The organism is Brevibacterium metallidurans, assembly GCF_037101285.1.
GTDB classification, from domain to species: domain Bacteria; phylum Actinomycetota; class Actinomycetes; order Actinomycetales; family Brevibacteriaceae; genus Brevibacterium; species Brevibacterium metallidurans.
Genome location: NZ_BAAAAF010000001.1, coordinates 111755 through 136434 on the forward strand (window position 1 = coordinate 111755; position 24680 = coordinate 136434).

Annotated in this window: 18 protein-coding genes; 10 read left to right on the forward strand and 8 right to left on the reverse strand. The window is 67.5% G+C overall.

Annotation, left to right across the window (positions count from 1 at the left end; all coding sequences use genetic code 11):
- Positions 1-44: 44 nt before the first annotated feature.
- The 4 genes from AACX88_RS00530 to AACX88_RS00545 all read right to left on the reverse strand — a co-directional run bounded on the left by AACX88_RS00530 (position 45) and on the right by AACX88_RS00545 (position 4720).
- Positions 45-1721: a dihydrolipoamide acetyltransferase family protein gene (locus tag AACX88_RS00530; protein ID WP_339391148.1), complete on the reverse strand. Its 1677-nt coding sequence runs from the start codon at positions 1719-1721 to the stop codon at positions 45-47.
- Positions 1721-2776 (reverse strand): alpha-ketoacid dehydrogenase subunit beta, encoded by a 1056-nt coding sequence (locus tag AACX88_RS00535; protein WP_339391149.1) that lies wholly within the window; start codon positions 2774-2776, stop codon positions 1721-1723. The genes AACX88_RS00530 and AACX88_RS00535 overlap by 1 nt, the downstream gene beginning before the upstream one ends.
- Positions 2773-3885 carry a pyruvate dehydrogenase (acetyl-transferring) E1 component subunit alpha gene (gene pdhA, locus AACX88_RS00540; protein WP_339391150.1) on the reverse strand — a complete coding sequence of 371 codons (1113 nt, stop codon included), beginning with the start codon at positions 3883-3885 and terminating at the stop codon, positions 2773-2775. Before pdhA ends, AACX88_RS00535 begins: the two co-directional genes overlap by 4 nt.
- 376 nt (positions 3886-4261) lie before the next feature.
- Complete coding sequence (locus tag AACX88_RS00545; protein ID WP_339391151.1) at positions 4262-4720, reverse strand: Lrp/AsnC family transcriptional regulator; 459 nt, start codon at positions 4718-4720, stop codon at positions 4262-4264.
- Between the two features lie 399 nt (positions 4721-5119).
- On the opposite strand from AACX88_RS00545, the gene AACX88_RS00550 reads away from it, so the two are divergent.
- The 3 genes from AACX88_RS00550 to AACX88_RS00560 are packed head-to-tail and all read left to right on the forward strand — an operon-like array spanning position 5120 to position 9454.
- Positions 5120-5896: an electron transfer flavoprotein subunit beta/FixA family protein gene (locus AACX88_RS00550; protein WP_339391152.1), complete on the forward strand. Its 777-nt coding sequence runs from the start codon at positions 5120-5122 to the stop codon at positions 5894-5896.
- 11 nt (positions 5897-5907) lie between these two features.
- Positions 5908-6894 carry an electron transfer flavoprotein subunit alpha/FixB family protein gene (locus tag AACX88_RS00555; RefSeq protein ID WP_339391153.1) on the forward strand — a complete coding sequence of 329 codons (987 nt, stop codon included), beginning with the start codon at positions 5908-5910 and terminating at the stop codon, positions 6892-6894.
- A gap of 1 nt (position 6895) precedes the next feature.
- Positions 6896-9454, forward strand: coding sequence for a cytochrome b/b6 domain-containing protein (locus tag AACX88_RS00560; protein WP_339391154.1), 2559 nt, complete (start codon positions 6896-6898; stop codon positions 9452-9454).
- A gap of 257 nt (positions 9455-9711) precedes the next feature.
- Here the strand turns inward: AACX88_RS00560 and AACX88_RS00565 are convergent, their stop codons facing one another.
- Positions 9712-10467 (reverse strand): creatininase, encoded by a 756-nt coding sequence (locus tag AACX88_RS00565; protein ID WP_339391155.1) that lies wholly within the window; start codon positions 10465-10467, stop codon positions 9712-9714.
- An 82-nt stretch (positions 10468-10549) separates the two neighbouring features.
- Positions 10550-11749, reverse strand: coding sequence for a BCCT family transporter (locus AACX88_RS00570; RefSeq protein ID WP_339391539.1), 1200 nt, complete (start codon positions 11747-11749; stop codon positions 10550-10552).
- Positions 11750-12123: 374 nt separating this feature from the next.
- Between AACX88_RS00570 and pdxR the strand changes: the two genes are divergently transcribed.
- The gene (gene pdxR / locus AACX88_RS00575; RefSeq protein ID WP_339391156.1) at positions 12124-13695 is read left to right on the forward strand and encodes a MocR-like pyridoxine biosynthesis transcription factor PdxR; all 1572 of its coding nucleotides are present in this window, start codon (positions 12124-12126) and stop codon (positions 13693-13695) included.
- Between the two features lie 45 nt (positions 13696-13740).
- Here the strand turns inward: pdxR and AACX88_RS00580 are convergent, their stop codons facing one another.
- Positions 13741-14469, reverse strand: a complete 729-nt coding sequence (locus AACX88_RS00580) for a LysE family translocator (protein WP_339391157.1) — start codon at positions 14467-14469, stop codon at positions 13741-13743.
- A 260-nt stretch (positions 14470-14729) separates the two neighbouring features.
- Here AACX88_RS00580 and AACX88_RS00585 point away from each other — a divergent pair, with 260 nt between their 5' ends.
- Positions 14730-15170, forward strand: coding sequence for a hypothetical protein (locus AACX88_RS00585; RefSeq protein ID WP_339391158.1), 441 nt, complete (start codon positions 14730-14732; stop codon positions 15168-15170).
- On the opposite strand, the gene AACX88_RS00590 is transcribed toward AACX88_RS00585, so the two are convergent.
- Entirely contained in the window at positions 15130-16104 is a 975-nt protein-coding gene (locus AACX88_RS00590; protein ID WP_339391159.1) for a molybdenum cofactor guanylyltransferase, read from the reverse strand. The genes AACX88_RS00585 and AACX88_RS00590 overlap by 41 nt on opposite strands.
- A 171-nt stretch (positions 16105-16275) precedes the next feature.
- On the opposite strand from AACX88_RS00590, the gene AACX88_RS00595 reads away from it, so the two are divergent.
- Genes AACX88_RS00595 through narI form a run of 5 tightly spaced genes read left to right on the forward strand, consistent with a single transcriptional unit; the run spans position 16276 to position 24597 of the window.
- Positions 16276-17532, forward strand: coding sequence for an MFS transporter (locus tag AACX88_RS00595; protein WP_339391160.1), 1257 nt, complete (start codon positions 16276-16278; stop codon positions 17530-17532).
- Positions 17529-21290: a nitrate reductase subunit alpha gene (locus tag AACX88_RS00600; protein WP_339391161.1), complete on the forward strand. Its 3762-nt coding sequence runs from the start codon at positions 17529-17531 to the stop codon at positions 21288-21290. Before AACX88_RS00595 ends, AACX88_RS00600 begins: the two co-directional genes overlap by 4 nt.
- A gap of 31 nt (positions 21291-21321) precedes the next feature.
- Positions 21322-22971: a nitrate reductase subunit beta gene (gene narH, locus AACX88_RS00605; RefSeq protein WP_339391162.1), complete on the forward strand. Its 1650-nt coding sequence runs from the start codon at positions 21322-21324 to the stop codon at positions 22969-22971.
- A 1-nt stretch (position 22972) separates the two neighbouring features.
- Entirely contained in the window at positions 22973-23869 is an 897-nt protein-coding gene (narJ, locus tag AACX88_RS00610; RefSeq protein ID WP_339391163.1) for a nitrate reductase molybdenum cofactor assembly chaperone, read from the forward strand.
- A complete protein-coding gene (narI, locus tag AACX88_RS00615; protein WP_339391164.1) occupies positions 23866-24597 on the forward strand; it encodes a respiratory nitrate reductase subunit gamma in 732 nt (243 codons plus the stop codon). The genes narJ and narI overlap by 4 nt, the downstream gene beginning before the upstream one ends.
- The last annotated feature ends 83 nt before the right edge of the window (positions 24598-24680 follow it).

A 24680-nucleotide genomic window follows, 5' to 3' on the forward strand; every position in this document is an offset into this window, starting at 1 on the left:
CGGCGACTGCCGTGAGGCGCGGAGCCCTCACACCTGCGGAGCCCTCACACCTCCGGGAGGAGGGCGATGGGGTTCTCGATGCAGTCGGCGACGAAGGTGAGGAACTCGCTCGGCTCGGCGCCGTCGCAGGCACGGTGATCGAAGACGAAGCTGAGATACATCACCTTGCGCACGGTGAGTTCGCCGTCGACGACCCACGGGCGGTCCTTGATCCGCCCGAGGCCGAGCATCGCGACCTCGGGCAGATTGATGATCGGGGCCGATCCGTCGACTCCGAACACGCCGTAGTTGTTGAGCGTGAACGTCCCGCCCGAGAGCTCCGAAGACGCGAACTTCCCGGTGGCGGCCTTGCCGACGGTCTCACCGATCGAATCGCGCAGCTGGCGCAGGCTCATCTCGCCGGCCCCGTGGACGACGGGGACCATGAGTCCGCGCGGGGTCTGCGCGGCCAGGCCGAGGTTGATGTCACCATGGGTGACGATCTCGTTCGCGGCCGTGTCGATCGAGGAGTTGAGGATCGGATACTTCTTCAGACCTGCGATGACGAACCGCGCGACGAGCGCGAGCAGCGAGTACTTCTCACCCGTGCGTGCCTCGAGTGCCTTCTTCGTCCGCAGCAGCTCGGTCGCGTCGACGTCGAGCCAGATCGTCGCCTCGGGAATCTCCCTCCGCGACTGCGAGAGCCGCTCGGAGACGACCTTCCGCAGCCCTGTGATCGGGGTCCGGATGTCGTGATCCGTACTGTCGGTGGGCATCGAGCTGTCAGTGGGCATCGAGGTGGGCATGCTCGCCGAGGCGGTCGCCGCAGGAGCGCTGTCCCCGGACGTTCCAGCGGACGTCAGCCCGACCGGGCTCGTCGCACCGGCAGCGGCGTTGCCAGCAACGCTGCCGTCGGCAGCCGAGGAGCCTGCGCCGGAGTCGATCGCGGCGAGGACATCGGCCCGCGTGACGACCCCGCCGGGGCCGGAACCGCGCAGGTGCTTCGCGCTGAAACCGTGGTCCTGTGCGAGCCGGCGGACGATCGGCGAGGTGACCGGCGAGGTCGTGGACGACAGGGTGGAGACTGCTGAAGTCGCAGACTGTGCCGAAGCCGTCGACCCTGCCGTAGCCGTCGACCCTGCCGACTGCGTGGGAGCCGCGGACTGGGTGGAGGCCGGCTGTGCGGTTGCGGGTGGGGAGGCGGCTGGACGCGCAGGCACGGCCGGGGCTGCACTCGTCGCACCACCACCGCGCTTCGCGCCGAACGAGCGCTTCTTCCCCGACCGGGCCTTCGGCTCCGAGGTGCCGTAGCCGATGAGGTTCGCGCCGCCGCCCTCGATGCCGCCGCCTTCGACCCCGACCGGATCCTCCGAGTCGTCGACGGCCGGCGGCTCGGTCGCAGGCGCCCCATCGTCGGTGCCCCCAGCACCCGACCCAGCAGCGCCGGAGCCCGCAGCCCCGGCAGAGCCACCCGACCCGGCACCCGCCTCGGCGACGGAGAGCAGAGCCTGACCGGCCTCAACGGTGTCACCGGCATTCGCATGCAGCGCGACGATCGTCCCGGCGAAGGGGCACGGAAGTTCGACGACGCTCTTGGCAGACTCGACCTCGACGACCGTCTGGTCGACGTGGACCGTATCGCCCACGGCGACCTTCCAGCTGATGAGTTCCGCCTCGGTGAGGCCTTCTCCCAGGTCAGGGAGGATGAAGTCGCGGGCGCCCGCGTTCGTCACGGCACTCATCACAGCTCCCAGTCCCACGATTCGAGGGCGTCGAGCACACGTTCGGCGGTCGGCAAGTAGAACTCCTCGAGTTTCGGGGACGGGTAGGGCACGTCGAAGCCGGTGACCCGCAGGATCGGGGCGGCGAGGTACGTGAAGTTGCGTTCGGTGACCCGGGCGGCCACCTCGGCGCCGTATCCGCCGAACTGCGCGGCCTCATGGATGACGGCGGCGCGCGAGGTCTTGCGCACCGAATCGGAGACGGTCTCATCGTCGAACGGCGAGAGCGTGCGCAGGTCGATGACCTCGATCGACAGTCCGTGCTCGCCCCCCGCCTCGGCGGCGGCGAGCGCGGTGCGCACGGTGGGCCCGTACGCGAGCAGGGTGGCGTCGGTGCCCTCGCGGACCACCTCGGCGCGGTTCATCGGGGCCGTCGTCACGGGCAGGCTGAGCCTGTCCTTCATCCAGTACCTTGACTTCGGCTCCATGAAGATCACGGGGTCGTCGGAGGCGATCGATTCGCGCAGCAGCGAGTACGCGTCGGCCGGATTCGACGGGGTGACGACGGTCAGACCCGGGGTCGAGGTCCAGTACGCTTCGGAGGAGTCCGAATGATGCTCGACGCCGCCGATGTCCCCAGCGTAGGGGATGCGAATCGTGATCGGCAGGGTGACTCGACCCTTCGTGCGGTTCCGCATCTTCGCGATGTGGGAGACGATCTGCTCGAACGCGGGGTAGGCGTACGCGTCGAACTGCATCTCGATGACCGGGCGCATCCCCGCCATCGCCATGCCGACCGCGGTGCCCGCGATCCCCGACTCGGCGAGCGGGGAGTCCCAGACCCGTTCCGGTCCGAATTCCTTCCGCAGTCCTTCGGTGACCCGGAAGACCCCGCCGAGGCGGCCGACGTCCTCGCCGTAGACGACGACGTTCTCGTCCTCGGCCAGGGCATCGCGCAGCGCCTGGTTGAGGGCCTTCGTCATGGTCACCGAGGTGGGCGCAGAGTCCGTGGGCGCCGAGTCTGCGGGGGCCGTGCCCGTCGGTGTCGTGGTCGTGTCCGTGGTCTCGACGCTCATGCCTCGGATCCTGCGAGTGCTGCGAGTTCGGCCTCGAGCTGGCCCTGCTGCTCGATGAGCGCGGTGCGCTCGGCGGCGTAGACGTAGGCGAAGAGCTCGGTCGGGTCGATCTCGGCTTCCGTGTTCATCGCCTCACGGACGGAGGCGGCGAGGGTCTCCGCCTCCTCGGCGATCGTTGCGACATTCGCGTCGTCGAGGACGCCGCGGGAGCGGAGGAAGGCCTCGAGGCGGGTGATCGGGTCGTACTGCTTCCAGTGCTCGACCTCCTCGGCGTCCCGGTACTTCGTGGGGTCGTCGGAGTTCGTGTGCGACTCCATCCGGTAGGTGAGGCACTCGATGAGGGTGGGGCCGTCGCCTTCGCGGCCGCGTTCGAGGGCTGCCGTGACGGCGGCGAACACGGCGGCGACATCGTTGCCGTCGACGCGGATGCCGGGCATGCCGTAGCCGGCGGCGCGGTCGGCGAGCATCGTCGCGTTCGACTGCTCGCGCAGCGGGGTCGAGATCGCGTACTGGTTGTTCTGGAGGACGAAGACCGTCGGCGTCTGCCACACCGAGGCGAAGTTGAAGGCCTCATGGGTGTCGCCCTCACTGCTCGCCCCATCGCCGAGGAAGGTGAGCGTGCACGCGTCACGGCCCTTGAGCTTGGACGCCATCGCGAATCCGGCAGCGTGGAGAGTCTGCGTCGCCAACGGCGTCGCCGCAGGTGAGGTGTGGTATTCCTGCGGATCGAAGCCGCAGTGCCACTCGCCGCAGAAGGCGGCGAGGATCTCGCCGACGGGCACGCCGCGGGTGAGCAGCGCCGCGGAGTCGCGGTAGGTAGGGAAGAGCCAGTCGTTCGGTGCCAGGGCGGTCGTCGCTCCCACTTCGCACGCCTCCTGACCGGCGGCGGACGGATACGTGGCGAGGCGTCCCTGCCGGGTGAGGTGGGTGACCTGAGCTTCGAACCGGCGCACGAGGACCATCTGACGGTAGAGGCCCGCCAGGGTGCGGTCGCTGGGGATCTCCAGCCCGTTCGTGTCGGTGTCGGTGGGCTTGCCGTCCGGGCCGATGAAGCTGAGGGGCTGCAGCTGCGGCAGCGCGCGGCCGGTGGTGGGAACGTCGATGGTCATGACCTCATGATGACGTGACCGCGATCACCGATCCAGGCCCTGGGAACCGTCACGGACGGGGGCGCCGATCGTCGCGCCAAAGGTGGACGGTGTGCACGATTCGAGGCGGTCGGGGTGGACGTTTGGCAACGGTGTCACGGTGGAAGAAATCTGTTGCGGCGGTCGGATGGTTAGGTTAGGCTGACCTATGAGGCCAACGGGCTCGCCGGCAGTTGACACACCTGCTTGGAGTTCCGTCCCGAGGCCTCACTGTTTCATTCGCACGGAACCCTCGGAGCCGACGTATTGCGCCGTGCCCTCCGGTCGCTGCAGGTGTTGCCGATTCACTGCATCCGACGGGAGGCGACGGTCGTCGCTCCGGGGGTTTCAGCGACTCTCAGCCGTGGGCGCCGGGCCGGTGGCCTTCGGCTTCGTCGAGGATGAGCAGCGACCGCGACGATGTCACGCCCGGCACCTCGTGGATGCGGCGGAGGATGACCTGCGAGAGTGCGGTGTTGTCCGGGGCGTTGACCGTGACGAGAGCATCGATGTCGCCGCTGACCGCCTGGACCTTCTCGACGAAGGGCAGCTCGGCGAGCTCGTCGCGCACCTCGGGCCAGGGGCGCTCGCCGATCTTGACGACGACGACCGCGGTCACGGACATGCCCAGGGCGGTGCGGTCCACCTCGGCGGTGAAGCCCTTGATCGCCCCCGATTCGATGAGCGCGGTGAAGCGTTTGTGCGCCGCCGACCGGGAGATGTGGACGCGTTCGGCGAGCTGCCGGACGCTCAAGCGCGAGTCCTCGACGAGCGCGGCGACGATGCTGCGGTCGATGTCGTCGAGGTCGAAGGACACGGGTGCTCCTTGATGCGCTGTCGCTGGTGCGGTGGGTGGACACCATTCTAGGGCGGACGAGGGTGAGTCCGGGGCGGATGGGGTGCGGGCGCGGAGAGGATCGACCGCCTCGGCGAGGGCGGGATGACGACGATCCGTGAGCTCAGGGGTGCACGGGACCTCGATCCCACGTACACTTAAGTGATCGTTCGTTCAGTACGAGCGATCCGCCGTTCGACGGGGCGACCCGCTGTCGGCGGTGTGGTCTCCACCACGTACCATGGAGGGCGGAGCACCGTCGGGTTCCGCGCGAACCTGACTACCAGACGGCAGTTTCTGAACTGTAGATTATGGTCAGAGACGACTCGCAGCAGGCCTGCCTGCCAGGCGGCGGACCTGCGTCACGAATAAGGAGCCACGTTGAAGATCGCTGTGTTGGTCAAAGAGGTCCCGGACACGTACGGGGATCGCAAACTCGATCTCGAGACCGGTCTGGCGGATCGTGCCGCCTCCGAGGCCGTGCTCGACGAGATCGGCGAGCGCGCACTCGAAGTCGCACTCTCCTACGCCGACGGCCACGACGGCACCGAGATCACCGTCATCTCGATGGCCCCCTCCGGTGCCACGGCCACGATCCGCAAGGGCCTGGCGATGGGCGCCGGCGACGCCGTGCACATCGCCGACGAGGAACTCCTCGGCGCCGACCTCGGCCTCACCGCCGAGGTGCTCGCCGCAGCGATCCGCCGCGGCGGCTACGACCTCGTCGTCACCGGCAACATCTCCACCGACGGCAACGCGGGACTGCTGCCGGCGATGCTCGCCGAGCACCTCGACCTGCCGCACCTGACGAACCTCTCCGCCGTCGAGATCACCGACGGATCCGTCTCCGGCACCCGCGCCGTCGACGGCGGCCAGCAGCAGGTAACGGCCGAGCTGCCCGCGGTCATCTCGATCACCGAGGCGCTTCCCGAAGCCCGGTTCCCCAACTTCAAGGGCATCATGGCCGCGAAGAAGAAGCCGTTCGAGGTCATCGGCCTGTCCGACCTCGACATCGACGCCGCCGACCAGTCGAGGGCTCGCTCGATCATGGTCACCGTCGCCGAGAAGCCCCCGCGCGAAGCCGGTGAGAAGGTCGTCGACGACGGCAACGGCGGTGCCGAGCTCGCCGAATTCCTCATCAAGAACCGTCTGGCCTAAGGAGATCACCCATGTCTGAATTCCCCCAGGACACCATCCTCGTCGCCCTGACGGTCGATCCCGAAGGCGCACTCGAGAAGCCCGCCGCCGAACTCCTCGGCGGTGCCGCCGCGATCGGAAGCCCGGTCGCCCTCATCATCGCCCCCGCCGGAACCGGCGACGCAGCCGCTGAGAAGGCCGCCTCGCTCGGTGCCGTGCAGACGCTCGTCGCCGAGGTGCCCGACGGCAACTCCGCGCTCGGAACCTTCGCCGTCGACGCGCTGACCGCTGCGGCCGAACTCACCGCCCCCGACGCCGTCCTCGTCCCGAACTCGATCGACGGACGCGACCTCGCCGGCCGCTTCGCCGTGCGCACCGGTTCGGCGCTGTCCGTCGACGCGATCGGCGTGAGCCGCGACTCCGAGGGCATCGTCGCCGACCACTCGGTCTACGGCGGCGGCTACACCGCCCAGTCGGCCCCGACCTTCGGCGCCCCCGTCATCACCGTGCGCCTCGGTGCGATCGAGAACCGCGGAGAGGCCCAGGCCGCGAACTCGCAGGTCCTCTCCGTCACCGACTCCGGCAAGCGCGCCGGCCAGGTCACCGCGTTCGAACCCATCGTCGAGACCTCCTCGCGCCCCGAGCTCCGGGGTGCGCAGAAGGTCGTCTCCGGTGGTCGCGGCGTCGGCTCGGAGGAATCCTTCGAGCTCGTCGGCGAACTCGCCGACGTCCTCGGTGCGGCTGTCGGCGCTTCGCGTGCCGCGGTCGACGCTGGGTTCATCGCCCAGTCGCACCAGGTCGGTCAGACCGGTGTCTCCGTGTCCCCGCAGCTCTACGTCGCTCTCGGCATCTCCGGGGCGATCCAGCACAAGGCGGGCATGCAGACCTCGAAGACGATCGTGGCCGTGAACAAGGACGCCGAGGCGCCGATCTTCGACATCGCCGACTTCGGCGTCGTCGGCGACCTGTTCAAGGTCGTTCCGCAGGCCATCGAATCACTGAACGAGAACAAGTCCTGATATGGCAACCTATTCCAGTTCGCTGCGCTCGGGTCTGCCCCGGGTCGAAGGCGGAGACCCCTGGCCCCCGGAGGGCACCATCGGCGAACCCTTGGAAGAGGGCGCGTCGTGGCTGCCGGAGACATCCGACACGGAGGAACTGGATGAAGGTTCCCCCGCCGAGGCGGCCGAGTCCGATGTGACCGAGGCTGAGGAATCGACGGAGACCGTCGCTTCCGCCGACGCGGAGGACTCCGTCGAGGGCTCGACTGAGGAAACAGCTGAGGATTCCTTCGAGGAACCGGCTGATGATTCTTCTGATTCCTCGACCGGTGCTGCCGTCGCCGCGGGTGCCGGTGCTGCCGGAGTCGCCGCTGGCGCTGCGGGTGTTGCCGCGGCCGGTGACGACGATGCTGAGAATTCGGCGGATGCATCTGCTGTCGCTGAACCTGCCGCTCCTGCGGCCGAAGTACCTCTGCGTCGTGGTCTGCCGCGCGTCGAGGGCGGAGAGCCGTGGCCTCCGGAAGGTCTCGCTCCTGCCGGAGCCAAGGCCACCGGTGCTTCTGCTGCGCCCGCAGTGTCGGCCGAAGCCCCCGCTTCCGAAGAGCCAGCTGCCGAAGAGTCAGCGTCCGTCGAGTCGGACGAAGAGTCCTCGGCTGCCCCGGCTGCCGCCGCAGCAACGGCTGGAGTCGGTGCCGTAGCTGGCGCTGCCGTCGCCGCCTCTGCCTCCGACGATGAGTCGACTGCAGAAGAAACTGCCGCCGCTCCGGCTGCTGAATCTGCCCCCGCCGCCGAAGTTCCGCTGCGTCGCGGTCTGCCGCGCGTCGAAGGCGGAGATCCTTGGCCTCCGGAAGGGTTCGCACCCGCCGGAGCCAAGGCCGCAGGCGGTTCGACCGCCGGTGCTGCTCCGGCAGCGGCTGCGCCTGCCGAGAGCACCGCAGAGGAAACCGTTGCTCAGGCCGAAACTCCTTCGGCCGACACTGCAGCCGATTCCACTTCCGAGTCCTCGTCCGCTGCTCCCGCGGCAGCCGCCGCGGCCGGCGCAGGTGCTGCCGGTGTGGCCGCAGCTGCCGTAAGCGGCTCGGGCTCGGGAGAGCTCTCCGATGTTCCGCTGCGTCGTGGACTTCCCCGCACCGCCGGGGGAGACCCCTGGCCTCCGGAAGGCTTCGCTCCGGCAACGGCAGTGAAGACCGCCGGCGCCGGACAGGCCGCCGCCGCAGCACCCGCTGAGGCAGCCAAGCCTGCCGATGATGCTCAGTCGACGGCTGAGACGAAGCAGGATTCGAAGCCGGCCGCCGGTGACGAATCAGGCGAGAAGAAGCCACAGGGTCGACGCACCGGAATCGGTGGTGTCGGTGCCGGGGCGGCAGCCGCAGGTGCGGGAGCCGCTGCAGGTGCGGCGGTCGCTGGTGCGGGAGCCGCCTCTGCGTCGGAGAAGAAATCTGACGAAGCCGAGAAGAAGCCCGCTCAGCGCAAGCCGATGGCGAAGCCTGCGGCGAAGACCGCGGACAAGCCCGCTCAGCGCAAGCCGATGGCCAAGCCCGCCGCGACGAACGACGACAAGGCCGCGGCACGCACCGCGGACAAGCCGGCCGCGAAGACGGCACCGGCCGCAAAGGCCACGTCTTCGGGTTCGGGCAGTACTGCCTCGGCGAAGCCTGCAGCGAAGAAGGAACCGATCATGATCGGTTCGAAGTCGCTGGGGCAGTGGTCCAAACTCGTCGGGCTGGGACTCGGCGGACTCATCGTCGCAGCCGGGATCCTCATCCTCGCCGCGCGCGGAGTCACGACCCTGCCGGGCGTGCCGGAGTTCCTCGAACGCTACCCGGGCGAATACCACATCCCGGACTTCGTCGATCCCGGCTTCCCGGGCTGGGTGCGGTGGACGCACTTCCTCAACATTTTCTTCATGGTGCTCATCATCCGCTCGGGTCTGCAGGTGCGTCACCAGCAGAAACCGCCGGCGTTCTACACGCCGAAGAACGGTGGGAAGAAGATCAGCATCAACCTCTGGCTGCACACGAGCCTCGATCTGCTGTGGCTGGCCAATGGTGTGGTCTTCGTCGTGTTGCTCTTCGTCTCCGGACACTGGGCACGCATCGTGCCGACCAGTTGGGAAGTCTTCCCGAACGCTCTGTCGGCGGCGCTGCAGTACGCCACGATGGAATGGCCGATGGAAGATGCGTGGGTCAACTACAACGCGCTCCAGCAGCTGATGTACTTCATAGTCGTGTTCATCGCCGCTCCGCTGGCCGCGATCACCGGTGTGCGGATGAGCGAATGGTGGCCGAAGGACGCCTCGACGCTGAACAAGATCTACCCGGCGCCGCTGGCTCGGGCGATCCACTTCCCGACGATGCTGTTCTTCGTGTTCTTCATCCTCGTCCACGTGTTCCTCGTGTTCACGACCGGACTTCGACAGAACCTCGGGTACATGTTCGCCGGCACGGACGTGGTCGGATGGGCCGGTCTCATCTGGTTCCTCATCGCGATGGTCGTGGTCGTGGCCGGTTGGTTCGCCGCCAGGCCGCTGCTGCTCGCCCCGATCGCGAATCTCTTCGGACGCGTGTCGAGCAGGTAGGCGGAAGCTCAGGGAGCTTCCGCACCCCGAGCTTTCCTGACCGAAGAGCCAAACTACATATCCTCATGATCGCCGCAACGCCTCGGTTGCGGCGATCATGACGTTTCGCGCGAAATAGGACTACTCGTTGACATGTCGCAATAGTTGACCAACCGATGTGAAGGCCCGTTCGGACGCTTGCACACCCACCAGGAGTTGTACCTATTCGAAAACTGCTCACTACCCATTGGGCGAGCTCGTGCCACTACCGCATGTGCTTATAGCCCAAATTCGTTTGTGATCGCAGCACTCATTCGAGCACTCGCGTGTTGTAGAAGCAGCTTGCCTTTTTCCGCTGTGGCGTCAGCGCCGGACGAGAGGCATCCTGATGCAGGAGTGAGCTCGGGACGGACGGGAAGAATATCGTAATTTGGCAATATGGCCGGAGGGCCGTCGTCGACTTTGGTCATATCAACCTGCTCGGGGAAGAGATGCAACATTAGCGAGGTCTCTAGCACACCGCCATGCTCGAGATCCCACCCAGCGAACCCGTCGGGGTATAGCCTGTCGATTGTGGCATCGTCGACGAAATCCCAGTAGGATAGAAGCATTATCCTTAAGTCCTCGACGCCGGCGGACTTCAATTCTCGGAGTGCTAGATCGGCACCTTCATACAAGAACTGATAGTTCTCAAAATGGCCGTTTATGAAACAGATGTTTGTTGCGCCGTGGCGAGCGAATTCATTTACTAGAGACTTCGCTATCGTTGTGACGACTTCGCCGTCGAGGCTAGTTGTACCCGGCAAATGATTGCCGCCTCCCGACCTCTGCTGAGATTTATATCCGTAGGTGATTGGGGCTGAGACAACGGCCCCGACCTCACGTGCGGTTTCTCCTGCGATCCTCCGAGAAAGAATGGTGTCGACGTGCAGTGGCATGTGTCGACCGTGCTGTTCGATCGAACCCGCAGGTATAAGCACAGGAGCGCCAGCTCTGATCTTTTCTGAGTACGTGAAGGCGTCTAGTTCTTCCATGTATACAGTCAAGTTTTATCCCGTCCTCTATCGTCTTCATGGTCGCAATTGTGTACAAGGGCAACTACACTTCATCGCCGATCTACTTCTGCCCATCGTCATCAAGAGGGATCCCATTCTTGTCAACGTGGTCATCTTCCGGAAGATGTGAAGCGTAGTTGATCGCGATTTCTTCCTGCTCGGTCCGCGCGTTGCGCCCACGTAGTCGTCGAACGAGATTCATGAACATGAGCAAGAGGACGAACGTGAAAGGAAAAGCGCCGATAATGGTGCCCGTCTGGACTGTGTCGACCACAGAAGTGCCACCGACAGTGAGCAGGACGACAGCTACAGTGCCTATGCTTGCAACAAGGACTACTCGAAACCATGGGCCGGACTTCATTGGAGCAGTGACGAACTCTGAGAGCGCGTAAGTCCCTGAATCCAGGCTCGTGACATAATAGGTCGCCACCAATACAGTTGCGATTATCAGAAGAATGCCACCGACTACTGGAACGCCTTGAATCATGGAAAATAGACCGGTAGACGTGTCTTCAGCAACATCAGCTGAGATTGCTCCCTTCGACGCATCGTCGTAGTAGACCGCCGCGCCCCCTAAGATCGCCACCCACACCATGACGATCAAGGACGGGACGATGGTGACTCCCAGGACGAATTCACGAATACTGCGGCCGCGGGATATTCGTGCGATGAACCCTGCGACAAATGGTGAGAAGGCGATGACCCAGCACCAAATGAAGACTGTCCAAGGTCCGTTCCAAGCATCCTGCCAGCTGGGCAACGCTTCTGCTGAGGCCTGAGCTTCCGTCCAGAAGCTCATTGGGACGAAATTCGAAATGAACGAGCCGAATGATTGGGTCATCGTTGAGAGGATGAAGATGGTGGGTCCGAATACCAGGACTCCTACCATTAAGGCAATGCTGAGTATTGAATTTGCCTCACTGACTCGTTTCATTCCTTTGTTGACGCCGAGGAATGCTGACACCATTGTCAGACCTCCGAGTACGGCAATGACAATGAGCCAGACTGCAGCATTGCTCGTTATCCCTGTGAATGATGAGAGGCCAGAAGTGAATTGGAGAGCTGCAAAGCCAAACGAGGTCGCGAGACCGAGAACAGTTGCGATGATTGCGAGTAGTTCGACAATGACCCCGGCGGTGCGACGGGTGCGCAACGGTAAGATATCGGGCTCTTCGCAGCTGAGAGTGTAGTCGGGTTGGGCGCGTCGGTGCCTGGATAGGGGTCGAGGCCCTCCGAGGATGGAAGTTCTGACACTGCCCATCCTGAGGACCTCGACATGGATCACGCTACCTTCGTTCGCCCTGACCTGACCACGTTCTGCCGTCTCGACGAGCTCGGACGGCCGACTCGAACACCTCCGCGGCTCCGCCCTCGGCTTCCGCAACCTCACCCACTACATCGCCCGATCTCTACTCGAGGCCGGCGGATTCAGACCCCGACTACACCCTCAACTGCGATGAGCCACTTTTGTCATCGGACTAACCTGCGGAACGCATCCGATTCGATGACGTCGGGTCGTGGGCGATCCCGCGGTGACGCACTCGACCACGTCCGGGGCGAGGTCCGAGCCGGCGTGCGCGGCATCCGGGAGTCCGGGACACACTGCGTCCCGAACACACTGTGGAAGGAAGTGACATGGTCATCATGGCGATGGGGGCCTCCCCGCGAGAGGCGGCGATCGCAGGGAGCACGTTCCTGCACGACTTCGGCTCGGTCTGGGATGATGCCTGCATGAAGGGTTCGGATTTCCTCTCCCTCGATCCCGCCGCCGCGCCGGTGCGCGGCCGGACCGGATGGCTGGCCGAGCGGCTCCGCGAGGCCATCGCCGCGGGCGCGCTCACCCCGGGAGTCCGCCTGCCCGCGACGAGGGATCTCGCCTCCGAGCTCTCGTTCTCCCGCGGCACCGTCGTCGAAGCGTATCGGCGACTCACCGAGGAGGGACTGCTGTCGACGAACCGGGGCGGGGGCACGGTCGTCGAGGCCCACCTCGGCGCCGGGACCCCGATGCAACCGGGCCCGGGTCAGAGGACACGCCCGGGATCGGGGACGAGCGGAGGTCCAGGGACGGGCGCCAGCTCGGGGGCGGGCCCAGCGCCGACGGGAGCACCGGGCACGGTTCCCCCGGCAGGCCACCTCCTCGACATCTCGAAGGGCGCCCCCGATCTCAGCGCCTTCCCCCGGGCCGCGTGGCTGCGCGCGGAGCGGGCGGTGCTCACCGGGGCCTCTCCCGAGGACCTCGGCTACGCCGACCCGCAGGGAGTGCCCGAGCTGCGGGAGGCCCTCGCCGGCTGGTTGGCCCGCAGTCGCGGTGTCACGGTCGGTCCCGAGCGGATCATCATCACAGCCGGGGTCACCGGCGCCCTCAGCCTCCTCGCCCAGGTGATGCGGGAGCGCGGGGTGAGCGAATGCGCTGTCGAGGACCCCGGTGCCGAGGGCAACCGCCGCATCCTCGGCTTCTGGCTCGACCGCCTCCACCCGGTTCCCGTCGACGCCGAGGGCATGGACGTGGCTGCCCTGACCGCGTCCGACGCCCGCATGGCGCTCGTGACCCCGGCCCATCAGTTCCCCACCGGGGTCACCCTCTCCCCTGACCGTCGCCGCGACCTCATCGCCTGGGCTGAGGCCACCGAGGGCCTCGTCGTCGAAGACGACTACGACTCGGAGTACCGCTACGACCGTGCTCCCGTGCGGGCGATGCACGCGAGCGCGACGGAGCGGATCGTCCACATCTCGAGCCTGTCGAAGGTCATCGCCCCGGCGCTGCGGCTCGGGTGGATGATCGCCCCGAGGCATCTCCACGACGATCTGGTCCGCAGGCGCTGGGCCACCGACCTCGGATCCCCCGCGCTCCCGCAGCTCACGCTCGCCGAGCTCATCACCTCCGGAGTCCTCGAACGACAGCTGCGCAGTCTGCGCAGGCGCCACCGCGACCGCCGCGACGCCGCCGTCGCAGCGATCGGACGCTGGCTGCCGGGCTCCCGCATCGAGGGCATCGCCGCCGGTCTCCATCTTCACGTCGGTCTCCCCGCCGAGGTCGACGACGCCGAGGTGTCCGCCCGTGCCAGGGAGCGCGGCATCGCCGTCCAACCGCTGTCGGCCCTGCGGTTCTCCCCCGGGTCTCCGGGGCTGATCATCGGCTACGGTCCGCATTCCCCGGCGACGCTCGAGCAGGCGATCAGGACGCTCGGGGAGATCGTCTCAGGTTGAGACCGGACCCTCGGGCGATGGGTCACGCTGCGTCAGCCGCACCGTTCACTGCTGGGTGAGCGCGAGCATGGCGGCGAGGCCGACGAAGGTGAGCGCGAAGCCGATGTCGATGCCCCGCATGACGGCCGGCCGTCCGATGACGAAGCGCCGCAGCCAGCCGGCCGCGAAGCCGTAGACGGCGAAGATGCCGAAGGTCAGCCCCATGAAGATCAGTCCGAGCCCGGCCATGAGACCAAGGGTGTCGGAGCCCGTGGGGTCGACGAACATCGGCAGGAAGACGAGGAAGAAGAGGGTGAGCTTCGGGTTGAGCAGGTTGACGAGCACAGCCTGACGGATGATCCTGAGCGGCGCGTCCACCCGAGGAACGCGGTCGACGGCGATCGCCGAGGCGGGGGCGGCGCCCGTGCCGGCGGGGGCGGTGCCGGCGGGGGCGGTGCTTGCAGGGGAAGTCCCGGCGGGGGCGGCGGGGGCGCTGTCTGCAGTGTCTGCCGTGTCGAGGGCGCCCGACCCCCTCCACATTCCCCACGCGACGTAGAGGAGGTAGGCGACGCCGAGCCATTTGAGGACCTGGAATGCGATGGGACTCGCCGCGAGCAGAGCCGCTGCGCCGGTGAGCGCGAGGATCAGGTGAGGCAGGATCCCCAGCGCACACCCGAGGGCCGCGATGAGGCCGGCGCGCGGTCCGCGGGAGAGCGCGGCGGCGATCGTGAACAGGGCGCCGGTGCCCGGCGTTGCGGTGGCGACGATCGACGTCACCCAGAACTCCATACTCATACGTCCAGCGTGCGCGGTTGTTGGACCGGCGAGAAGTGCCAAGCACGTCGCCTCCAAGTGGACCAAATACAGGAAGGCCGGGAGCGCTCGTTGGGGTGGGTCCCGGTCGCGGGGGACGGTGTTCAGCCGAGGTCGCGGGCGACAGCAGCGGGTACCGGAGCGGCGGGAACCGTTCCGTCTGGCGGCGGCGAATAAGCACGGTCGAAACCGAAGCATTTCCCCCGACCGTTGGCCTACGGTCGGTGCCCGAGGAGGGTGACATGGCCACGAAGTATTCGCACGAGCGCATTGAGGCGATGACCGCGGAGGTCCTCGCCGCCGCTGAGGCACTCGGCGTGCCGTTTCTCGCGCCGCATCCCCAGCGTCCCGGTAGGGAACCGGTCGGTCTCACGACGGCCGACGACGGCTATCCGACCGACGACCACGGCCCCACTGCCGGTGACCTCAGCGTCACTGACGGCGAGGACGCAGCCGCGGCCCAGGACCTCGTCACCGCTCTGCTCGAGGCGAGCGCCGAGTGGGGCACCACGACCGGGTGCCGCGCCGTCGGACCGTTCGGGACCTTCCTCGCCGGCATGGTCTCGGGCCCCGAATGCTGCGGCCTCGCAGCCGTCTCCGACCTTGTGCACGCACTCGAACGTGACGACCATCCGGCCGCGGTCAGCTCCGGGCCGGAGACTCTCCACCGTCGGGCCGGGTGAGGGCCTCTTCGACCCGGGCAAGCGCCTCGGCGATCGAGGTGTCCGGGTAATCCGCACGGAGCCGGCCGGCGAGGAAGGCCGCGACGACGGGACTGACCGTGGAGTCCGAATGCTTGATGTGGGAGGCGAACTCGAGGACGGCCGCGACATCTGCCTCCGAGATCGCCAGCTCTGCACCGGCGAGCTCTGTTCCGGCGAGCTCGCGCACCCTCATCACCTCGGCGGGAACCGGACGACGGGCTGAGCGTACGCCTTCGGTGTCGACTGTGCCGCCACCGGTATCGGCCGCGCTGCCGACGGCTGCTCCGTCTTCCCCCGCGAAACCGCCCACGGGTGCTCCGTCCGCCTCGCTGAGCCTCCGGGCGATGCGTTCGTACTCCTCGCGGGTGTCGAAATCGACGACCTCGCTCGGGTCGATGTCGACCGGGGTCACTTCGAGCCCGTCGAAGAGGAGCCGGACCGCCCGGTCCTTCGTCTCCCCGATGTCGTCGAGGCGGTCGATGAGCAGCGACGTCGGCCATGCGGCGCAGAGGAACTGCAGCTTGCCGCGGTCGTCGCTGCCGGCGGCAGGCAGCCCGGACTCCGTGCTCGCGGTCACGAGATCACGCAGATGCGCGGCCGGGATGAGGGGCATGTCGCCGGCGAGGATCACCGTGGTCTCCGCCTCACCCATCGCCCGAACCACCGCATCGATGCCGGCCAGCGGCCCGGAGAACTCCGGGACCTCGCGCACGCTTCGCACTGATCCGGCCTCAGCGTCGGTGAGCCCGTCGGTGGGGCCGGCGACCCACACCTCCGCCTCAGGCAGCGCCGCACGGACGGTGGTGAGGATGCGTGAGATCACCGTCTGCTCGCCGAGGCGGACGCCGGGCTTGTGGACGCCGCCGAACCGTGAGGATCGGCCGCCACTGAGAATCATCACCGTGATCGACATGGCATGATCATACGCTTTTCTACATTTCGTAGAAGAAGGATGCAGGTCAGCTCTGCGGGCGCCGGGGAACCACCTCGGCGGGCACCGAATAAACACGGTCGAAACGGCTCCGCGCGCGATGACTCTGATGACATCGGAGGCGGAGGACCCCTACCTCGAGAAGGACTCACGATGTCTCAGCCCCATCCCCACCCCATGGCCGGAGCACCGGCCGCAACGACCCGCGCGCAGCGGACCAAGGCCCTGGTCTTCGCGACCCTCGGCTTCACGGTGACCTTCTGGGCCTGGTCGCTCATCAGCCCGCTCGGCCCCCGCTTCGTCGAGGAGAAGCTCACCGACGACGCGGCCCTCATCGTCGCGATCCCCGTCCTCGTCGGCTCGCTGGGACGGATCCTCGTCGGCGCCCTCACCGACCGCCTCGGCGGGCGCCTGATGATGCCGTTCATCGCGATGATCACCGTCGTCCCGGTGCTCTTCGTCGGCTTCATCGGACAGTACAACTACACCACCCTCATCATCGGCGGCTTCTTCCTCGGCGTCGCCGGCACGAGCTTCGCCGTCGGCGTCCCCTACGTCAACCGCTGGTTCCCCAAGGAGTCCCGCGGCTCCGCGATCGGCGTCTACGGCATGGGCATGATCGGCACCGCGATCTCCGCATTCACCACCGTGCCCCTGCACAACATCTCCCCGCAGCTGCCGTTCATCGTCGCCGCCGTCGTCCTCGTCGTCTACGCGATCCTCGCCTACACGATGATGCGCAACCCGCCGGACTGGCAGCCCGTGCGCCAGAGCCTCATCGCCACGCTCGGTCGGACCCTGTCGATAAAACTGACCTGGCAGGCGGCCTACCTCTACGCCCTCGCCTTCGGCGGCTACGTCGCGTTCTCCGTCTACCTGCCGACGTTCCTCACCAACGCCTACGAACTCGAACCCGCCGACGCCTCCCTGCGGATGGCCGGATTCGTCATCGTCGCCGTCCTCGCCCGCCCCCTCGGCGGCATGCTCTCCGACCGGATCGGCGCGGTCAAGACCCTCGGTGTGGCCTACTCGCTCATCGCGATCTGCGCGATCGCCCTGTCCTTCGACCCGCAGCACATCGTCGTCTACACCACCGAGTTCATCCTCATGTCCGCCGGCCTCGGCCTCGGCTCGGGAGCGACCTTCGCCCTCATCGCCCAGCGCTCCGACCCCGCCCGGGTCGGCTCGATCACCGGGTTCGTCGGCGCCGCCGGCGGCCTCGGCGGCTTCGTCCCCCCGATCCTTCTCGGCGCCATGTGGTCAGCGACCCAGAGCTACTCCCTGGGTCTGCTCCTCCTCGCCGGCTTCACCGTCCTCGCCCTCCTCGTCACCCTCTGGGTGGGAACGGTCCCCGCCTCCGACCCCACCCCTGCCACCGAGCACCCGGACACCAAGGAGACACGGTCATGACCCCCGAGCACAGGCCGCAGACCGGCACCGACAACTCGCTCATGGATGCGCTCATCGGCAGCCGGAAGCTCTTCACCCCCAGGGCCGCGGTGTCTAAGGACAAGCGCGAGATCCACCTCAAGGGCGGACGCCAGGGCGACTCCTTCTACCGCAACCGCTGGGCGCACGACAAGGTCGTCCGCTCGACCCACGGCGTCAACTGCACGGGTTCGTGCTCGTGGCACGTCTACGTCAAGGACGGGCTCATCACCTGGGAGTCCCAGGCCACGGACTACCCGAGCCCGGGACCCGACATGCCCGAATACGAACCGCGCGGCTGCCCGCGCGGGGCATCGTTCTCGTGGTACACCTACTCCCCCACCCGGGTCCGCTACCCCTACGTCCGCGGCGCCCTGCTGCGGCTCTTCCGCGAAGCGAAGGCCAGCCACGGCGGCGACCCCGTGCTCGCCTGGCAGTCGATCGTCGAGGACCCGGAGAAGGCCCGGCGCTACAAGTCCGTGCGCGGCAAGGGCGGACTCGTGCGCGCCACGTGGGAGGAGGCCGTCGAGATCGTCGCCGCCGCCTACGTCTACACCGTCAAGCACGTCGGACCCGACCGGGCGACCGGCTTCTCCCCGATCCCCGCGATGAGCCCCGTCTCCTTCTCCTCCGGCGCCCGCTTCCACCAGCTCATCGGCGGCTCGATGCTCTCCTTCTACGACTGGTACGCAGACCTGCCGCCCGCCTCCCCGCAGGTCTTCGGCGACCAGACCGACGTGCCCGAGTCCGGGGACTGGTGGAACTCCTCGTACCTCATGATGTGGGGCTCGAACGTCCCCCTCACCCGCACCCCCGACGCGCACTGGATGGCCGAGGCACGCTACCACGGACAGAAGGTCATCGCGATCGCCCCCGACTACGCGGAGAACGTCAAGTTCGCCGACGAATGGCTCGCCCCGGCCACCGGCACCGACGGCGCCCTGGCGATGGCGATGGGCCACGTCATCCTCAAGGAGTTCTTCGTCGAGGAGACCACGGAGTACTTCGACGGCTACGTCCGCTCGTACACCGACCTGCCCTTCATCGTCGAACTCGAGAAACGCGAGGACGGCGCCTTCGTCCCCGGCCGCTTCGTCACCGCCAGCGACCTCGGACCGGAAGTCACCGCCGAAGCCGACACCGAGCACGCCGACTTCAAACCCGCCGTGTGGGACCTCGCCGCCGACGGTCCCGTCGTGCCCAACGGCACCCTCGGCCACCGCTTCTCCGCCGACGGCGAGGGGCGGTGGAACCTCGACCTGGGCGACATCTCTCCCGCCCTGTCGCTGCGCGAGACCCAGACCGCCGAGGCGGGGGCCGGGTCCGCCTCGGCGCCCGCCGAGGCCGTCGAGATCCGCCTCCCCCGCTTCGACACCGCCGGCCAGGGCGAGCGCGACGAAGTCATCCGCGGGGTGCCCGTGCGCCGCCTCGGCGACCGGGTCGTCACCACGGTCTTCGATCTCCTGCTCGCCGAATACGGGGTCGGTCGCGAGGGCCTGCCCGGGCAGTGGCCGCTCAGCTACGAAGACCCGGAGAGCCCCTACACACCGGCCTGGCAGGAGGAGATCACCGGGGTGCCGTGGCAGGCTGCGGCGCGCATCGCCCGGGAGTTCGCGACGAACGCCCGCGACTCCAAGGGTCGGTCGATGATCATCATGGGCGCGGGCACGAACCACTGGTTCCACTCCGACCAGACCTACCGGACGTTCCTCACCCTGACCACCCTGTGCGGCACGCAGGGCGTCAACGGCGGCGGCTGGGCCCACTACGTCGGGCAGGAGAAGATCCGCCCCTTCACCGGCTGGCTGCACCTGGCCAACGCCCTCGACTGGGCCCGGCCGCCCCGGCAGATGACGCAGACGACGTACTGGTACATGCACACCGATCAGTGGCGCTACGACCAGTTCGGCGCCGACATGCTCTCCGCCCGCGCCGGGCAGGGGAAGTTCGCGGGCATGTCGACGGCCGACGCCGTCGCCCAGGCCACCCGGCTCGGCTGGCAGCCGTACTACCCGACGTTCGACGTCAATCCCCTCGACCTCACCGAGGCGGCCGCCGAGGCCGGGAAGTCGAGCGTCGACCACCTCGTCGACGAACTCAAGGACGGCCGCGTGCGCTTCGCCGTCGAGGACCCGGACGCGGAGAACAACTACCCGCGCATCTGGTCGATGTGGCGGGCGAACACCTTGGGCTCCTCGGCGAAGGGGGACCAGTACTTTCTCAAGCACCTCCTCGGCGTGGACAACTCCGTCAGCGCCGAGGAGACACCCGAGCATCTGCGGCCGCGCGACGTCGACTGGAGGGAAGAGGCGCCGCAGGGCAAGATCGACCTGCTGCTCACCCTCGACTTCCGGATGACGACGACGACCCTGCACTCCGACGTCATCCTGCCGGCGGCGACCTGGTACGAGAAGCACGACCTGTCGACGACGGACATGCACCCGTTCGTCAACACGTTCAACCCGGCCATCTCCACGCCCTGGCAGTCGCGGACGGACTGGGAGACGTGGGCGACGATCGCGAAGAAGTTCTCCGAACTCGCCCGCACCCACCTCGGCACCCGCCGCGACATCGTCGCAGTCCCCCTCCAGCACGACACCCCCGATGCGCTCAACACCCCGCACGGGAGGGTCAGGGACTGGAAGTTCGGCGAATGCGAGCCGATCCCGGGGGTGACGATGCCCAAGCTCGTCGAAGTCGAACGCGACTACACGGCCATCCACGAGAAGTTCACGACGATCGGTCCCCTGCTCGAATCCCAGGGCATGACCACCCGTGGCATCCGCTACGAGGTCGACCACCACGTCGAACGCCTGCGGCGGATCAACGGGGTCGAGACGAAGGGCGTGGGCAAGGGGCAGCCGCGCCTCGACACGGACCGGCGGGCAGCGGACTACATCCTCGGCCTCTCCGGCACGACCAACGGACTGCTGGCCACCGAGGGGTTCACCACGCTCGAGCGGCGCACCGGGCGCCGGCTCGCCGACCTGTCCGCCGAACACGAGGGCAAGCAGGTCTCCTTCGAGGACGCCAAGGCCGCCCCCGTGCCGGTCATCACCTCACCGGAGTGGTCGGGGTCGGAGTCCGGCGGGCGACGGTACTCGCCGTTCACGATCAACGTCGAACGGCTCAAGCCGTGGCACACCCTGACCGGGCGCTACCACTTCTACATCGACCACGACTGGTTCCACGAGATGGGCGACATGCTGCCCGCGTTCCGTCCGCCCCTGGACATGAACGCCCTCTTCGGGGAGCCGCGGGTCGGCGATTCCGACGGCACGTCGATCGCCGTGCGCTACCTCACCCCGCACAACAAGTGGGCGATCCACTCGATGTACCAGGAGAACTTCTTCATGATGTCCCTGGGCCGCGGCGGGCAGACGATCTGGCTGAGCGTCGAGGACGCCGAGGCGGTGGGCATCGCCGACAACGACTGGATCGAGGCGATCAACCGCAACGGCGTCGTCGCCGCCCGTGCCGTGGTCTCCCACCGGATGCCGAAGGGAACGGCGTTCATGCACCACGCGCAGGAGCGCACGGTCAACGTCCCTCTGACCGAGACGACGGGTCAGCGCGGAGGCATCCACAACTCGCTCACCCGGATCATGATCAAGCCCACCCACCTCGTCGGCGGGTACGGGCAGCTCGCCTTCGCCTTCAACTACTACGGCCCGACCGGCAACCAGCGCGACGAGGTCACCGTGATCCGCCGCCGCTTCGACCAGAACGTGGAGTACTGATGCACACGATGACGATGGGGAGTGATCAGCGATGAGGATCATGGCGCAGATGGCGATGGTGATGAACCTCGACAAGTGCATCGGCTGCCACACGTGTTCGGTCACCTGCAAGCAGGCGTGGACGAACCGCAAGGGCACCGAGTACGTGTGGTTCAACAACGTCGAGACCCGGCCCGGACAGGGCTACCCGCGCGGGTACGAGGACCAGGAGAAGTGGGAGGGCGGCTGGGCGCTCAGCCGCAGCGGCCGGCTCCGGCTCAAGGCCGGCGGGAAGCTGAAGAAGCTCGCGAACATCTTCTCCAACCCGAAGCTGCCGGGCATCGAGGACTACTACGAGCCGTGGAGCTACGAGTACGACAACCTGCTCTCCTCTCCCGAGCAGCGGAACATCCCCACGGCCCCGCCGAAGTCCCTGCTCACCGGGGAGCGCCTCGACATCAAGTGGTCGGGCAACTGGGACGACGACCTCGGCGGGACGTATGCCAAAGGCGATCTCGACCCGATGCTCAAGTCGATCTCGGACAAGGTCAAGCTCGAGTTCGAAGAGACCTTCATGTTCTACCTGCCCCGGATCTGCGAGCACTGCCTCAACCCCTCCTGCGTGGCCTCGTGCCCGTCGGGAGCGATCTACAAGCGCGAGGAGGACGGCATCGTCCTCGTCGACCAGGACTCGTGCCGCGGCTGGCGGATGTGCATCTCCGGCTGCCCGTACAAGAAGATCTACTTCAACCACCGCACGGGCAAGGCCGAGAAGTGCACATTCTGCTACCCGCGGATCGAGAACGGCGAACCCACGGTGTGCGCAGAGACCTGCGTCGGCCGCCTGCGCTACATCGGCCTCGTCTTCTACGACGCCGACGCCGTCACCGCGGCCGCCTCGGTGCCCGATGAGAAGGACCTCTTCGCCGCGCAGAAGGACCTCATCCTCGATCCGTTCGACCCCGATGTCATGAACGCCGCCGAACGCGCAGGCATCCCGCACGACTGGATCATGGCCGCCCAGCGCTCCCCGGTGTACAAGCTCATCAAGGAGTTCGACCTCGCCCTGCCGCTGCACCCGGAGTACCGGACGATGCCGATGGTCTGGTACATCCCGCCGCTCTCGCCCGTCGTCGACGTCGTCAAGGACTCCGGCTACGACGCGGAGAACGCCGTCAACCTCTTCGCCGCCATCGACGAGCTGCGGATCCCCATCGAGTATCTGGCGAACCTCTTCACCGCCGGGGACACGGACGCCGTCGCCGATGTGCTGCGCCGGATGGCTGCTATGCGGGCGTTCATGCGCGACATCAACCTCGGCGCCGAACCCGATGAGCGCATCCCGCACGCCGTGGGCATGACCCCGGAGGCGATGGAGGACATGTACCGCCTGCTTGCGATCGCGAAGTACGGCGAGCGCTACGTCATCCCCGCCGGGCACTCCGAGCAGGCGCACAGCCTCGAGGGGATCGGCTCCGACTGCCCGCTCAACGCCGAGGGCGGACCGGGCATGGCCGACATCCCCGACATCGACAGCCCCGGGTTCTCAGGCACCTCGGGACTCGAGGATCCGCTGGCCGAACGCGGTGCCGAGGCCCCCGAGCGCTCGCGTCTGCGGGGACGGGTCAACCTGCTCAACTGGAACGGGAAGGGCCGTCCCGACGGGCTCTTCCCCTCGCCCGAGAAACCGCAGGGAGCCTGAGATGTACCGACCGCTCGCCTTCCTGAAGAAGTGGAGAACGCGCGCCGACGAATACGCCGACGGCGGTGAGGGCACGGCCGACGGGCTCGACGAGGCGGGACTGCGCACCGTGTGCGCGGTCGTCTCGTGGCTCATCGACTACCCCGATGAGCAGCTCATGGACCGTTTGCCGCAGATCCGGGCGCTGTTGGCCGCCGCCGATCTGCCCGACGGGATCCGGCAGGACCTCCAGGCCACCCTCGACCACCTCTACGAGGACGACGTCTACCGGCTGAGCGCGGACTACGTCGAGACCTTCGACACCCGGCGCCGCGGCTGCCTGTTCCTCACCTACTTCACCAACGGGGACACGCGACGCCGCGGGCAGGCGCTGCTCGAGATCAAGGAGATCTACCGTGCGGCCGGCCTCGACATGGACGATGTGCAGCTGCCGGACCACCTCACGTGTGTGCTCGAGTTCGCCGCCGGACACGACCTGCGTTCGGGGATCCGGATCCTGCTGGCCAACCGGGCGGGACTCGAGCTGCTGCGGCTGCACCTGACCGAGATCGATTCCCCGTGGGCGGGCGCGCTGCGCGCCCTGTGCGCGATCCTCCCGCCGCTCGAATCCGACGACGTCCACGCCGTGGAGCGGCTGGCCGCCGACGGTCCCGCCGAGGAGACGGTGGGCCTCGACGGACTCGGCGGATACGGGGACGACCCGACCGCCTCGGCGCCGCCGACGATGATGCCCACCGGCACCTGCGGACCGGTGCCCGCCCCCGGACCGGACGGGCCCGTCGGCTCAGGCCGGAACCCCGGCCCGGTCGTGCCTGGGCGGAACTCCGGACCGGTCGGCGCAGCCCCACCCGATGCCCCACTCATTCCGCTCACCGATGTGACAGGAGATCGCTCATGAGCACGCCCACCGTCCTCGACACGATTCTGTGGCTGATCATCCCGTATCTCGCCCTCGCCGTCTTCGTGCTCGGGCACATCTGGCGCTTCCGCCGCGACCGCTTCGGGTGGACGAGCCGGTCGAGCCAGATCTACGAGTCGAAGCTGCTGCGCATCGGCTCCCCGCTCTTCCACTACGGCATCATCTTCGTCTTCCTCGGCCACGTCATCGGACTCGGCATCCCGAAGACGTGGACGGAGGCCGTGGGCATCTCCGACCACGTCTACCACTTCATGGCGATCAGCATCGGCCTCGGCGCGGCGGCGGCGACCGTCGGCGGGCTCGGCCTGCTCCTCTACCGCCGGCGGACGAACACCCGCGTGTTCGGGGCGACGACGCGCATGGACAAGCTCATGTACCTCATGCTCACGATCGTCATCCTCGCCGGCGTGTACTCGACGATCGTCGACTCCGCGATGGGCGGCTACGACTACCGCGAAGGCGTGTCCCGGTGGTTCCGCCAGTTCTGGATGTTCCAGCCCGACGTCATGCTCATGGCGCAGGCCCCACTGGGATTCCAGGTCCACGTCATGGCCGCGATCCTCCTCTTCGCGATCTGGCCCTTCACCCGACTCGTCCACGTCTTCGCCGTGCCGCTCGGGTACCTGACCAGGCCCTACATCGTCTACCGCGCGAAGGACCGGGACAGGCAGCCGGAGAAGCGCGGCTGGGAGCGCATCGACTACTGAGCGGACTCAGCACAAGGCTTCTTGTTCTCCGATCGGGGTCGGCGACGGAAATCGTAGGGCCGCCTCGGCGCGGGTGGGCGATA